Raw genomic sequence first — 12,672 nt, forward strand, 5'->3', positions numbered from 1 at the left:
TCAGCAATCAGTTACATTTGCCCATCTACTAATTCAAAAATAGAGTAATGAACATACCATCAGAATTAAAGTACACCAAGGACCATGAATGGGTCAAGATAGATGGAGATACCGCGACCGTAGGAATCACGGATTTTGCACAAAGCGAATTGGGTGACATTGTTTATGTGGAAGTGGAAACTTTAGACGAAACTTTGGACAAAGAGGAAGTATTTGGAACCGTGGAGGCCGTTAAAACGGTTTCGGATTTGTTTTTGCCCCTAAGTGGTGAAATCGTGGAGTTCAATGAGTCCTTGGAAGACGAACCTGAAAAGGTGAACACGGACCCTTATGGTGATGGATGGATGATCAAGATAAAAATAAGTGACCCTTCGGAGGTCGACGGTCTGATGAGTGCCGACGACTATAAGGAATTGATCGGTGCTTAAAACAACTAGATATACCTTATTATTTATAAGCTGGGTAGTGGTCATCACCATACTCAGCTTATTTTCTTTCCCTTCCATTGATTTGGACCCCAGTAGTTTTACTATTCCGTATGCCGATAAAATCACACACTTTATATTTTACCTGGTGTTCGGCTTTGTGGGCTGTATGAGTCTACGGGAAAGAACCATGGGTAATCTAGGGTTGATCAAGACGATACGGATTGTTTTGGTCTTGGCCATTTTATATGGTATACTTATGGAAGTTTTACAATATACACTGACCACGGACCGTATGGCTGAGTTGGGCGATGTTTTGGCAAATACATTGGGAGCATTTGCAGGAATAGGACTGATTCGGTGGATTTTTTCCAAGAAAAACCCGTTAAAATGGAAATTTTAATTGTTTATTTAACCAATTAATAATTAAATTAGCAAACACTAAATTTAGAAAAGGAGAAAAAGGATGGAACCAAAAAAGAACCCGAAAGCAGACGTAGGAAGAAACAGTACCCTATATTTTGTTATAGGATTGGCTGCTGTTTTGGCATTGGTCTACGGAGCCATGGAGTGGAAAAAGTACGACAAGGCCAATAACTACGACATTTCGATGAATGTTGAAGATCAATTGGACGAAGAAGTACCAATGACAGAGCAGATAAAGACTCCACCGCCACCACCGCCACCTGCTGCCCCCGAAGTTATCGAGGTTGTAGAGGATGAAGAGGAAGTGGAAGAAACTGTAATCGAGTCTACTGAAACAAGCCAAGAGGAAGAAGTCATAGAAATCGAAGAGGTTGAAGTGGAAGAAGTGGAAGAAGACATCTCCGTACCCTTCGCCGTAATTGAGGACGTACCTGTTTTCCCAGGTTGTGAGAATGCCAAGGATAAAAAAGCATGTTTCCAAGAAATGATGCAGAACCACATCCGTAAAAACTTCCGCTACCCAGAAATCGCCCAAGAAATGGGAGTTCAAGGTAGGGTGAGTGTGATCTTCGTGATTCAGAAGGATGGTAGCATCGGTAACATTAGAATGCGTGGACCAGATAAGAACTTAGAGGCTGAGGCTAGAAGAATTATTGAAAAATTGCCAAAAATGACGCCTGGAAAGCAAAGAGGACGTCCAGTAAAGGTACCTTTCAGTATTCCAATTACCTTTAAGCTGCAATAAAATACTACAAGTTCCTGTTGAGGCAGGAATGGAAAAAGCCCGGATGATATGTCATTCGGGCTTTTTTTATGGTATTAACTTCAAGAATCATAAAACTTTAGGTTTGGTTGCAAAAGATAGGCTCTGGCGTTATCTTTGCCAGCCAATATAGATGTGGATGAAATCTGCCGTAGGTTCCGTAAAAAATAACACTCTTTCCTTACTATTTTCCGATTTTAAGGAGATTACCAAGGCCAAGTTGGCCGTAAGCGTGGTGTTCTCTTCCATTGCGGGATACCTTTTGGGGGCCTATCAGATTGATTTGTTTTCCCTGTTTTTATTGATGTTTGGAGGTTATTGTATGGTGGGCGCTTCCAACGCCTATAACCAGATTATAGAGCGGGACCTTGATGCTTTAATGAAGCGTACCCGAAATAGGCCAATACCCTCCGGCCGTATGTCGGTACGGACAGCACTGCTGGTTGCTATTTTGATGACCGTTCTCGGGGTGCTGTCCCTCTTGGCACTAAGTCCAAAGACCGCAATGTTCGGCGCCATCTCACTTTTTTTGTACACCAGTGTGTATACGCCCCTAAAAACGAAATCACCACTTGCAGTCTTTGTCGGGGCGTTCCCCGGGGCCATTCCGTTTATGTTGGGGTGGGTAGCCGCCACCGATGATTTTGGTATAGAACCGGGAACTTTGTTCATGATTCAATTCTTTTGGCAATTCCCCCATTTTTGGGCGTTGGGCTGGATGTTGGATGAGGACTACAAGCAGGCGGGATTTAAAATGTTGCCCACCGGAAACAAGGACAAGGGAACCGCTTTGCAAATCATTTTGTACACCATCTGGATGATCGTGATTTCCATCATACCCGTATTTGGTTTCACAGGACGATTGCACCTCTCCATACCAGCAGCAGTCATTGTATTGTTGTCAGGATTGGTCATGTTGTTCTTCGCTTTCAAACTATATGAAAAACGGGACAATGCTTCCGCAAGAAAGTTGATGTTGGCAAGTGTCACCTACATATCATTGATTCAAGTCGTATACGTAATAGATAAGTTTATAAGTTAATAATGGATTTAACCCAAGGAACAGCAAAGGAAAAGAACAGAAGGGCAAAGAAAATGATGCTCTGGTTCGGTATTGTGAGTTTGATCATGGGCTTCGCTGGTTGGACCAGTGCCTATATTGTGAGCAGCAAGCGGGAAGATTGGGTAAGTGACTTGGATTTACCAAGTGCTTTCTACATCAGTACGGCAATCATTATTTTGAGCAGCATTACCTACTTGTTGGCGAAAAAAGCGGTTGCAAAGGACAATCAAAAAATGGGAACGCTCTTTTTGGTGGCCACATTTGTGTTGGGCATTGCGTTTATATCCCTACAGTTTGTCGGATTTTCCCAAATGCTGGAGAACGGTTACTACTTTACAGGTCCCACGAGCAACATTAAAATGTCCTACGTATTTTTGTTGGCAGCAGTGCATATCGCACACGTTGTTGCAGGTTTAATATCGCTAACCGTAGTATTGGTGCAACAACTCAGGGGAAAGTATACTCCAAGCAATATGTTGGGATTGGAATTGGGAGCTACCTTTTGGCATTTTCTGGATTTTGTCTGGGTATATCTAATCCTATTTATGTATTTCGTGAAATAAAACTTGAATGGAACAGTTTTCACTCAAGTTTGTCTTTTACAATACATCAAAAAATGTAAATTTGTGAAAGTTTTAATAAAACGACCTTTTTTATGGATACAACGGTAAGTACCGGTACGGAAGAAAGCGTTTGGGGCGGGGGAAATAGACCCTTGGGCGCTAGCTATGGAAAAATGATGATGTGGTTCTTTATCATGTCGGATGCCTTGACCTTTTCTGGGTTTTTGGTGGCGTATGGTTTCTCTAGATTTAAGTTTATTGAACAGTGGCCTATTGCCGATGAGGTGTTTACCCACTTTCCGTTCTTGCACGGTGTTGAAGCCCCCATGTACTATGTGGCCTTCATGACCTTTATCTTGATTATGTCCTCCGTAACCATGGTGTTGGCGGTGGATGCTGGACATAAAATGAAGCAGAAAAGCGTTGTTTTGTATATGTTCCTTACCATTATCGGTGGTGCCATCTTCGTTGGTTCGCAGGCGTGGGAATGGGCAACTTTTATTAAAGGCGATTACGGAGCGCTTGAGACAAAATCAGGAAGAATCCTTCAATTTGTTAATGCTGAAACTGGAAAACGAGCTGCATTGGCTGATTTCGCCAAGACCTTACCAGAGGAAAGAGTGAAACATGAAGCTAGCGAAGGTATTTGGTTCCAATCTGAGGGGTATAAAACTTCGTATTCCTTGAATGAGGTGGTAGAAGGCTTTAAGGCAACGCCCAACATTCTTATCCGTACCGAAATATTGAACGAAAAAGGAGAAAAAACCCTTTTGGACCGAAAGGAATCCTTGTCAACCATATTGAATGCCCAGCAAGTGGTCGAAGGCGCCAACTTGATTCATAACGAATACGGTCACCGATTGTTCGCCGATTTCTTTTTCTTTATCACTGGATTCCACGGCTTCCACGTATTTTCGGGGGTAGTGATCAATATAATTATCTTTTTTAATGTGATTTTGGGAACCTACGAACGCAGAGGCCACTACGAGATGGTTGAGAAAGTCGGACTATACTGGCACTTTGTGGATTTGGTATGGGTATTCGTATTTACATTCTTTTACTTGGTATAAAAACATTGACAATACATGGCACACGAACATAAACTTGAGATTTTTAGAGGACTGGTAAAATTTAAGTCGAACACCCAAAAGATTTGGGGCGTACTTATCTTCCTTTCCATAGTTACCGCAATCGAGGTTGCATTGGGTATTGTTAAGCCGGAATTTTTGACAGACAACTATTTCCTTGGGATGAAGTTGCTGAACTGGATATTTATTATCCTAACCTTGGTGAAGGCATACTACATTGCATGGGACTTTATGCACCTAAGGGATGAGAAAACCTCCCTGAGACGGGTGATTGTTTGGACACCGGTATTCCTTATCTGTTATTTGATATTCATTTTGCTTTTCGAAGCAGATTACATCCATAACGTTTTCACAGAAGGATTCATAACTTGGGACTTCTAAAGAAGTTTTTAACAAATTTAAAAGACGGTTTTCCAACCGTCTTTTTTTATTTTTGTAGGGCTGAAATACTATGAAAAAGAAAATAGTTTTAGGGATACTTTTTGTGCTTCCCGTTGTGGTTTATCTCTTCTTCGCCTCCGGAGTGAATAACTTTGGACGCCTTCCGGTACTTACGGAAACTGTGATGGATGTTTCCGAAATGGATGTAAACATTAAAATGAGGGATAGAATCACCGTTCTCGGTTTTTTCGGTAAAGATATTGAAGCCATGCAAGGGAATGCGTTCAACCTGAACCAAAAGATTTATAAAAGATTTGGCGAGTTCAACGATTTTCAGATGGTGATGGTGGTACCTGAGGGGAAAGAAGAGGAAGTTGAAGCACTAAAGGAGGAATTGGGTAAACTTTCCAATGTGGATAAATGGTACTTTGCCTATGGTACCGATACAGAAATCGAGAGCCTTTTTAACTCTTTGAACAGCAATATTAATCTGGATAACGATTTATCTACTCCATACGTCTTTATCATAGATAAAGATTTAAAGCTGAGGGGAAGAACGGACGATGAGGATGAAGGCACTAAATATGGATTTGATACCTCTTCCGTAGCAGAATTGAACAATAAAATGGTCGACGATGTCAAGATTATTTTGGCAGAATATCGTTTGGCCTTAAAAAAGAACAATGCCGACAGGATCAAATAGCAAGAAGAAGTATACGTATATCTGGGTTTCCGCTATCATTTTGATTTTCGGAACTTTCGCAGTGTACGAAATTACAAAGCGGGTAAAGGGAGGCACTGTGGTCGAGAACGACCGCATGAGTAGCGTTTCCAAGAGCAAAGAGGTAGGATTTATAATCAATAGTGGTGAAAAACGAAAAGTGCCCGATTTTGAGTTCTACAATCAAGACAGCGTTTTGATCAGCAATAAGGATTATCTGGGTAAAGTATATGTGGTCGAATTTTTCTTCACCACTTGTCCCACCATATGTCCCATTATGACCCAAAACTTGGTGGACCTCCAAGAAACTTTCCAGGACAATGAAGATTTTGGGGTAGCCTCGTTTACCATCAACCCAAGATATGATACTCCCTCGGTACTGACCGCTTATGCCGACAAATATGGCATCACGGATAAGGACTGGCATTTGATGACGGGCGATCAAGAAAAAATATACGAACTGGCCCAGCAGGGGTTCTACATCTTTGCGACCGAAGACCAAGAGGCACCGGGAGGTTTTGAACACTCTGGAATGTTCGCATTGGTTGACAAAAATGGGTATATTCGTTCACGTGAAGATGAATTTGGAAATCCACTGATCTACTATCGTGGAACCATTACCGAAGAGCAGGGGGTCAACTCCGATGGTGAAACCCAGCAGATGACCATATTAAAAGAGGACATTAAAAAATTATTGGCAGAATGACCGATGAAGTTACTTTAAAGGAAAAACGGTTCAACAAGTGGATTACCGTTATCTCCATTGCAATTCCCTTAGTGGTTGCCCTATTGTTCGGATATAAGATTCCCGATGCAAAACCCTTGTCCTTTCTTCCACCGATTTATGCAACAATTAATGCATTGACCGCAATCCTTTTGATTGCAGCAGTCGTAGCCATAAAAAATGGTAGGGAACGTACCCATCAAAAGCTGATGACTACCTGCATTGTACTTTCAGCCTTGTTTTTGGTGATGTATGTAGCATATCACATGACGTCGGAATCGACTGTTTATGGCGGTGAAGGCCCCATCAAATACATCTATTATTTTATTTTGATGACCCATATTGTGCTATCCATTGCCGTAATACCGTTAGTGCTCATCACCTATTCCAAAGTGTATTTGGATGACTTTGAAGGCCACAGACAATGGGCGAAGTTTACTTTTCCTATTTGGTTGTATGTGGCGATTACAGGGGTTTTGGTCTACCTCATGATTTCACCTTATTATCCATATTGATCTATTATGAAAACGCGATTCCTTATTCTAATGCTCATTATACTGCTATTTCCTGCCGTTTCGGAAGCCCAGTGTGCTATGTGTCGAGCGGTTGTGGAAAGTGAGGCCGATGGCAAAACAGCCGAAGGTATCAACAATGGCATCGTGTATTTGATGGCTGTCCCTTATATATTGGTAGCGGGACTTTTCTTCTTTATTTATCGTAAAATGAGAGCTTAGCTCTTCTTTTTCTCAAAATTTCAACCTAAACTGTAACATTTTGTGACTTTGATTGTCTTATAGATATACGCTTATGCGTTCATCAATCAAAATCACTTACCTATGTTCGACTTGGAGCGGTGGCAAGAAATATTTGACACCATACGAAAGAACAAACTACGCACCTTTTTGACCGGTCTCTCCGTAGCTTCCGGAATATTCATTTTGGTCATCCTTTTGGGATTCGGGCAAGGTATGCGCAATGGTATCGAAAACGAATTCAAACAAGATGCCTCCACCAGTGTGTGGGTATGGCCGGGAGTTACCTCCAAAGAATACAAAGGACTCAATCCGGGAAGACGCATTCAATTAGTCAATGAAAATTATGACAAGGCCAGTACCATGTTCAATGAGGATATTGAGTACAGTTCTGGTAGGATATTTGTTCGGGGCGTTAGCGTGAACTATGGAAAGGAAGCCTTGATTTATGGAATTCAAGGGGTAGGCTCCGATTTTCAATTTATTGATAATGCCAAGATGGCCGAAGGAAGGTTCATTAATTACCAAGATGAAATTTCCAATGGAAAAGTCGCAGTCATAGGAAACAAGGTGAAGAAAGATGTTTTTGGGAATGTAGAGACGCCCATTGGGGAGTTTATCGATATTTCGGGCATTCCTTTTAAAATCGTTGGAGTCTTTAAAGAAATGCGCGAACGGGAGGAAGAGAATATCTTCATACCCATTACCACTGCGCAACGCACCTTTAATGGCGGCAATAGAATCAACAATATGTCCTTTACACTGCCTGCGGTGGATAATTTTGATGCTGCGGTGGCTCAGGCGGTAGATTTTAAGAACGACCTAAAGCAATATCTACAACAGACCCATACCGTTGCTCCGGATGATACAGGGGCCATTGAAGTGTGGAGCGCCATGGAAGAGGCCAAACGATACTACGGCCTTACCAACAACATAAAGCTGTTTTTCTGGTTCGTGGGCGTATGTACCATCATCGCAGGGGTCGTGGGCGTCAGTAATATAATGATGATCGTAGTGAAGGAACGAACGCGCGAAATAGGAATACGAAAAGCCTTGGGAGCCAAACCATGGTCCATTATCGCCATGATTCTCCACGAAGCCATTTTTGTGACTGCAATTTCTGGTTTTGGAGGACTTATATTTAGTATGGCGCTATTGGAGCTCGTAGGTCCCCATATCGAAGTGGACTACATTATGAACCCTTCCGTAAACTTCAATGTGGCCTTTTCCACCGTAATTGTGCTGATAGTCGCGGGAACCCTGGCCGGTTTTGTGCCTGCTTACCGCGCTGCAAAAGTTAAAGTAATCGAATCCTTGAGGGACGAATAATCCAAACCAATATGTTCAACAAAGATAGATGGCGTGAAATAATAGAGGTGCTCACCACCAATGTGTGGCGTACCATTTTTACGGCCTTTGGCGTGTGCTGGGGCATCTTTATTCTTATCGTACTATTGGCGGCCGGAAAGGGTCTGGAAAATGGTATCAAACAGGATTTTGGGAACATTGCCACCAACACTATGTTTATGTGGACCCGTGCCACCACCAAGGGCTACGAGGGCTTGCCCAAAGGGCGAAGCTTTGAGTTCAAGATAGACGATGTGCAAGCCTTGCGGGATAATGTCCCCAACCTTAGGTTTATTTCCCCAAGAAATCAATTGGGTGGTTTTGGAGGCAACAACAATGTGGTGCGTGGTACCCGTACAGGAGCGTTCAATGTTTATGGCGATTACCCAGAAATCATCAATCAGGACCCCATGACGGTCACTACTGGCAGGTTCCTCAACTATAACGACATCAAGGAAAAAAGAAAAGTGGCCATTATAGGTCAAGGGGTAAAAAACGACCTCTATGATAAGGACGAAGATGCATTGGGTACCTACATTAAGATACAAGGGGTCAACTTTATGGTCATCGGCACCTATAAAAAGAACAATAGTGATGGGGGCGAAGAGGGCCAAAAGGAAATTTTTGTTCCGTTTACCTCTTTTTCTCAGGCATTCAACCGCGGAGAGGATGTGGGTTGGATGGCCATTACGGCCAACGATGGTAGCTCCATCTCCCAATTGAAGGACAAGATTGTGGATGTCATGAAAAAGCGACACAAAGTCCACCCGGAAGACACCCGTGCAGTGGGATATTTTGATCTGTACGAACAATATAATCGCGTGGAGAGCCTTTTTGGCGCACTAAAGGGTGTGGCCTACATTGTGGGCATTATGGTCCTCCTTTCAGGAATTATTGGAGTGAGCAATATTATGCTCATTGTGGTAAAGGAGCGCACCAAAGAAATAGGCATACGCAGGGCCTTGGGCGAACAACCCTGGTCCATTAAAAAACAAATTTTGATGGAGTCCATTTTCCTTACCCTGATCTCGGGGATGGTGGGCATTATTTTTGGCTCGTTGGTGATTTTCGGAATCAATTCGCTCTTGGATAGCGTAGGGCCCGTGGATATGTTCATGAGTCCAAGTGTTAGTGTTGGCGTTGTGACCGGCGCACTCACCATCTTGATGGTGTCGGGGCTTCTTGCCGGATTCATTCCTGCGCAGAGTGCCATACGGGTACGGCCCATCGAAGCATTGCGAACAGAATAATAACTAAGAATCAATCAATTAACAATACGTAAAATGAAAAAATCGGTAACCATTGTCATCTTGTTGCTCATCGTAATAGTGTTCGGTGGCTCCATGTACTATCTGTATCAGAAAAATGCGGAGGACCCTGTGGTTTATGAAACGGAAACACCTTCCAAGAAAACCATCGTGAAAAAGGCTGTGGCCACGGGAAGCATCCTTCCTTTGGAAGAGGTGTTGATCAAGCCCAATATTTCGGGGGTAATCGAGGAAATTTATGTGGAAGGAGGCGATTATGTAAAATCTGGGGACCTGTTGGCCAAAATCAGGGTAGTACCCAATCTTTCTGCGCTAAACGATGCGAAGAACGCCATCAACGAGGCCAAAATCAATCTGGACGATCAAAAACGGAACTACGAGCGCCAATCCAACCTATTTGGCAAGGGTGTAATCCCGAAAGCGGACCTGGAAAGGGCGGAAGTGGCCTATGATCAGGCCAAGCAAGCCTACGCCGCGGCCAACCAACGATATGATATTGTGAAGACCGGAACTACCAGCGGGCTGAGCAGCTCAGCCAATACCCTGATACGGGCTACGGTAAGCGGAATGGTTTTGGAAGTTCCCGTGGAAGTGGGTAATCAGGTCATTGAGAGCAATACCTTCAACGAGGGGACCACCATCGCCGCCATCGCCGATATCGACAAAATGATTTTTGAAGGCAAGGTTGACGAATCGGAGGTCGGAAAAATCAAGGAGGACCTTCCTTTGGAAATTACAGTGGGTGCCATTGAGAATAGGGTATTCAATGCAGTTCTTGACTACATTGCCCCTAAAGGCAAGCAGGAAAACGGGGCCATTCAATTTGAGATCAAGGGAACCTTAAAAAAGAACGATACCGTTTTTATTCGCGCAGGGCTCAGTGCGAATGCTTCGATTATTTTGGCAAGGGCCGATAGCGTATTGGCCGTAAAGGAGGCCTTGGTACAATTTGATGATGAGACCAAAAAACCGTTTGTTGAAGTGGAAACAGCCGACCAGCAATTTGAAAGGAAAGATGTGGAACTTGGCGTTAGCGATGGTATCTTTGTAGAGGTCAAGTCAGGTTTGGAAGCCAATGACAAAGTCAAGGTGTGGAACGCTTTGGCCAAGGAATAGGGCAATAAATCCACCCCTTCGGAAAAAAAAGTAAAAAATCTTGTAACATTTTAACAACTATACTGTCTTACATGCAGAGGTAAACGTAAGATAGCTAACATCATCAATCATGATAGAAATCAAAGATCTTCATAAATCTTATAAAATGGGAAGCAATTCCCTTCATGTTTTAAAGGGTATCAATTTTAAAGTAGAGGAAGGTGAACTTGTGGCCATTATGGGATCTTCGGGATCAGGAAAATCCACTTTGTTGAATATTTTGGGAATGTTGGATGGAGCCGATTCGGGGGAGTACACCCTGGATGGCGTGCCAATCAAAAACCTGAGTGAGACCAAAGCGGCCCAATACCGAAACAAATTCTTGGGCTTTATTTTCCAATCCTTTAACCTGATCAACTATAAGAGTGCTTTGGAGAACGTTGCCCTTCCGCTGTATTACCAAAAGGTACCTAGAAAGGAGCGACAGGAAAAGGCTATGCAATATTTGGAGCGCGTAGGTCTTAAGCCATGGGCAGGACACTTGCCCAGTGAGCTTTCCGGAGGTCAAAAACAAAGGGTGGCCATTGCCCGCGCCATGGCCGCTGAACCAAAAGTGCTCTTGGCGGATGAGCCTACCGGTGCTTTGGACAGTAAGACGTCCTATGAGGTGATGGACCTTATCCAAAAAATCAACGACGACGGGAATACCATTTTGGTGGTGACCCACGAAGAAGACATTGCCCACATGTGCAAACGCATTGTGCACTTAAAGGATGGGGTAATTGTGGAAGATAAAAAAGTAGAACAAGTAAGAGCGGGACAGTATGTTTGATCGCGACGTTTGGCAGGAAATTTTCAATACGCTAAAGACCAACAAGCTGAGAACCTTTTTAACGGGTTTTTCGGTGGGATGGGCCATCTTCATTTTGGTGATGCTGCTTGCATCTGTAAATGGAATGCAGAATGGTTTTGTGGGGCAGTTTAATGACGACGCCACTAACTCCATTTTTGTGCGCCCAGGAACCACATCCAAAGCATACGGTGGTTTCGAAGCCGGTAGACGCATCCAGCTCAAGAATGATGATCTGGAATACATTAAACAAAGCTTTCCAAACGACATAGAATACATCAGTGCAAGGTACTACGCCAATGCAACAGCACGGTACAAAGCAGAGACAGGGTCGTATTCCGTCCAAGCAACACATCCCGATCATCAAGCTATAGAAAAAACACTGGTTATTGCCGGAAGGTATATTAATGAGGCCGACGTCGTCAATAAGGCTAAGGTGGCCGTTATCGGAAGAAAAGTGGCCGAGGATTTATTCAAAGACGAAGAACCTTTGGGCAAATTTGTGGAATTCAATGGATTGCCCTTTAGGGTCATTGGAATCTTTACGGATGATGGAGACGATAATGCAGAAAGAAGAATTTATGCACCTGTGAGTACGTACCAACGTATTTACGGAAACACCAACGATATCAATGCCATCGCTCTAACGTACAACCCAAATTACGACCTTTCGGAAGCCTTGGAGTTTTCAGAGCGATTGGAAATCTTAATGAAACGCCGTTATAAAATTTCCCCTGAAGACCAAGCCGGACTTTATGTTTGGAACTACGCTGAAGCTTTTGATAACATCAGCAGTTTTACCGCAGTACTCAAAGGTATCGGTATTGGTGTAGGGTTTCTCATCTTGGTTGCTGGAATCGTAGGTATCGGTAACATTATGGTATTTACCATTAAGGAACGGACCAAGGAAATCGGGGTGCGAAAGGCCCTGGGAGCCAGGCCGCGTCAAATTATAAATTTGGTGTTGTTGGAATCTGTTTTCATCACGGCCATCTCTGGTTTCGTGGGATTGGCTTTTGCGTGGATGATTCTGGCCGCGGTAGGACCAGCGATTCAGACACCTGCTTTCAGCAATCCATCCGTAAGCCTTTCGGTGGTGGTCACTGCGACCATCATATTGATCATTGCAGGAGTATTGGCTGGCTTGTTGCCGGCAATGAAGGCCGCGAATGTTAAACCCATTGTTGCACTAAGTGATAAATAGTT

At 43.4% G+C, this 12,672-nt stretch carries 16 protein-coding genes; all 16 read left to right on the plus strand.

The genetic code is table 11. The features are described from left to right. Nucleotides 1–47 precede the first annotated feature (47 nt). The 16 genes from gcvH (at nucleotide 48) to EO130_RS14795 (ending at nucleotide 12,670) form a co-directional block, all read left to right on the plus strand. The gene (gene gcvH, locus EO130_RS14720) at nucleotides 48–428 is read left to right on the plus strand and encodes a glycine cleavage system protein GcvH (protein WP_127142292.1); all 381 of its coding nucleotides are present in this window, start codon (nucleotides 48–50) and stop codon (nucleotides 426–428) included. Then, complete coding sequence (locus EO130_RS14725; protein WP_127142293.1) at nucleotides 421–828, plus strand: VanZ family protein; 408 nt, start codon at nucleotides 421–423, stop codon at nucleotides 826–828. The genes gcvH and EO130_RS14725 overlap by 8 nt, the downstream gene beginning before the upstream one ends. 63 nt (nucleotides 829–891) lie before the next feature. Next, on the plus strand, nucleotides 892–1,596 hold the full coding sequence (locus EO130_RS14730; RefSeq protein WP_127142294.1) for an energy transducer TonB: 705 nt from the start codon (nucleotides 892–894) through the stop codon (nucleotides 1,594–1,596). 157 nt (nucleotides 1,597–1,753) lie between these two features. Beyond that, entirely contained in the window at nucleotides 1,754–2,656 is a 903-nt protein-coding gene (cyoE, locus tag EO130_RS14735) for a heme o synthase (protein WP_127142295.1), read from the plus strand. A gap of 2 nt (nucleotides 2,657–2,658) precedes the next feature. After that, the gene (locus tag EO130_RS14740) at nucleotides 2,659–3,240 is read left to right on the plus strand and encodes a cytochrome c oxidase subunit 3 (RefSeq protein WP_127142296.1); all 582 of its coding nucleotides are present in this window, start codon (nucleotides 2,659–2,661) and stop codon (nucleotides 3,238–3,240) included. Between the two features lie 92 nt (nucleotides 3,241–3,332). Beyond that, a complete protein-coding gene (locus tag EO130_RS14745) occupies nucleotides 3,333–4,310 on the plus strand; it encodes a cytochrome c oxidase subunit 3 (protein ID WP_127142297.1) in 978 nt (325 codons plus the stop codon). A gap of 15 nt (nucleotides 4,311–4,325) precedes the next feature. After that, the gene (locus tag EO130_RS14750) at nucleotides 4,326–4,709 is read left to right on the plus strand and encodes a cytochrome C oxidase subunit IV family protein (RefSeq protein WP_127142298.1); all 384 of its coding nucleotides are present in this window, start codon (nucleotides 4,326–4,328) and stop codon (nucleotides 4,707–4,709) included. Between the two features lie 70 nt (nucleotides 4,710–4,779). Beyond that, on the plus strand, nucleotides 4,780–5,412 hold the full coding sequence (locus EO130_RS14755) for a hypothetical protein (protein ID WP_127142299.1): 633 nt from the start codon (nucleotides 4,780–4,782) through the stop codon (nucleotides 5,410–5,412). Next, a complete protein-coding gene (locus tag EO130_RS14760; RefSeq protein ID WP_127142300.1) occupies nucleotides 5,393–6,136 on the plus strand; it encodes an SCO family protein in 744 nt (247 codons plus the stop codon). The genes EO130_RS14755 and EO130_RS14760 overlap by 20 nt, the downstream gene beginning before the upstream one ends. Then, nucleotides 6,133–6,669 carry a DUF420 domain-containing protein gene (locus EO130_RS14765; protein WP_127142301.1) on the plus strand — a complete coding sequence of 179 codons (537 nt, stop codon included), beginning with the start codon at nucleotides 6,133–6,135 and terminating at the stop codon, nucleotides 6,667–6,669. The genes EO130_RS14760 and EO130_RS14765 overlap by 4 nt, the downstream gene beginning before the upstream one ends. A gap of 6 nt (nucleotides 6,670–6,675) precedes the next feature. Beyond that, nucleotides 6,676–6,888, plus strand: coding sequence for a hypothetical protein (locus tag EO130_RS14770; RefSeq protein WP_127142302.1), 213 nt, complete (start codon nucleotides 6,676–6,678; stop codon nucleotides 6,886–6,888). Nucleotides 6,889–6,990: 102 nt separating this feature from the next. Then, nucleotides 6,991–8,235, plus strand: a complete 1,245-nt coding sequence (locus EO130_RS14775) for an ABC transporter permease (RefSeq protein ID WP_127142303.1) — start codon at nucleotides 6,991–6,993, stop codon at nucleotides 8,233–8,235. Between the two features lie 11 nt (nucleotides 8,236–8,246). After that, nucleotides 8,247–9,503 (plus strand): ABC transporter permease, encoded by a 1,257-nt coding sequence (locus EO130_RS14780; RefSeq protein ID WP_127142304.1) that lies wholly within the window; start codon nucleotides 8,247–8,249, stop codon nucleotides 9,501–9,503. Between the two features lie 33 nt (nucleotides 9,504–9,536). Next, the gene (locus tag EO130_RS14785) at nucleotides 9,537–10,637 is read left to right on the plus strand and encodes an efflux RND transporter periplasmic adaptor subunit (RefSeq protein WP_127142305.1); all 1,101 of its coding nucleotides are present in this window, start codon (nucleotides 9,537–9,539) and stop codon (nucleotides 10,635–10,637) included. 109 nt (nucleotides 10,638–10,746) lie between these two features. Beyond that, entirely contained in the window at nucleotides 10,747–11,448 is a 702-nt protein-coding gene (locus EO130_RS14790) for an ABC transporter ATP-binding protein (RefSeq protein WP_127142306.1), read from the plus strand. Next, nucleotides 11,441–12,670 carry an ABC transporter permease gene (locus tag EO130_RS14795; RefSeq protein WP_127142307.1) on the plus strand — a complete coding sequence of 410 codons (1,230 nt, stop codon included), beginning with the start codon at nucleotides 11,441–11,443 and terminating at the stop codon, nucleotides 12,668–12,670. The genes EO130_RS14790 and EO130_RS14795 overlap by 8 nt, the downstream gene beginning before the upstream one ends. The last annotated feature ends 2 nt before the right edge of the window (nucleotides 12,671–12,672 follow it).

Source organism: Flagellimonas marinaquae, assembly GCF_003992675.1.
Classification (GTDB): domain Bacteria; phylum Bacteroidota; class Bacteroidia; order Flavobacteriales; family Flavobacteriaceae; genus Flagellimonas; species Flagellimonas marinaquae.

Excerpts from the sequence above, each read along its gene's own strand:
- gcvH (WP_127142292.1), top strand. The coding sequence starts at position 48 with ATGAACATACCATCAGAATTAAAGTACACCAAGGACCATGAATGGGTC.
- EO130_RS14730 (WP_127142294.1), top strand. The coding sequence starts at position 892 with ATGGAACCAAAAAAGAACCCGAAAGCAGACGTAGGAAGAAACAGTACC.
- cyoE (WP_127142295.1), top strand. The coding sequence starts at position 1,754 with ATGAAATCTGCCGTAGGTTCCGTAAAAAATAACACTCTTTCCTTACTA.
- EO130_RS14740 (WP_127142296.1), top strand. The coding sequence starts at position 2,659 with ATGGATTTAACCCAAGGAACAGCAAAGGAAAAGAACAGAAGGGCAAAG.
- EO130_RS14745 (WP_127142297.1), top strand. The coding sequence starts at position 3,333 with ATGGATACAACGGTAAGTACCGGTACGGAAGAAAGCGTTTGGGGCGGG.
- EO130_RS14750 (WP_127142298.1), top strand. The coding sequence starts at position 4,326 with ATGGCACACGAACATAAACTTGAGATTTTTAGAGGACTGGTAAAATTT.
- EO130_RS14755 (WP_127142299.1), top strand. The coding sequence starts at position 4,780 with ATGAAAAAGAAAATAGTTTTAGGGATACTTTTTGTGCTTCCCGTTGTG.
- EO130_RS14760 (WP_127142300.1), top strand. The coding sequence starts at position 5,393 with ATGCCGACAGGATCAAATAGCAAGAAGAAGTATACGTATATCTGGGTT.
- EO130_RS14765 (WP_127142301.1), top strand. The coding sequence starts at position 6,133 with ATGACCGATGAAGTTACTTTAAAGGAAAAACGGTTCAACAAGTGGATT.
- EO130_RS14770 (WP_127142302.1), top strand. The coding sequence starts at position 6,676 with ATGAAAACGCGATTCCTTATTCTAATGCTCATTATACTGCTATTTCCT.
- EO130_RS14775 (WP_127142303.1), top strand. The coding sequence starts at position 6,991 with ATGTTCGACTTGGAGCGGTGGCAAGAAATATTTGACACCATACGAAAG.
- EO130_RS14780 (WP_127142304.1), top strand. The coding sequence starts at position 8,247 with ATGTTCAACAAAGATAGATGGCGTGAAATAATAGAGGTGCTCACCACC.
- EO130_RS14785 (WP_127142305.1), top strand. The coding sequence starts at position 9,537 with ATGAAAAAATCGGTAACCATTGTCATCTTGTTGCTCATCGTAATAGTG.
- EO130_RS14790 (WP_127142306.1), top strand. The coding sequence starts at position 10,747 with ATGATAGAAATCAAAGATCTTCATAAATCTTATAAAATGGGAAGCAAT.
- EO130_RS14795 (WP_127142307.1), top strand. The coding sequence starts at position 11,441 with ATGTTTGATCGCGACGTTTGGCAGGAAATTTTCAATACGCTAAAGACC.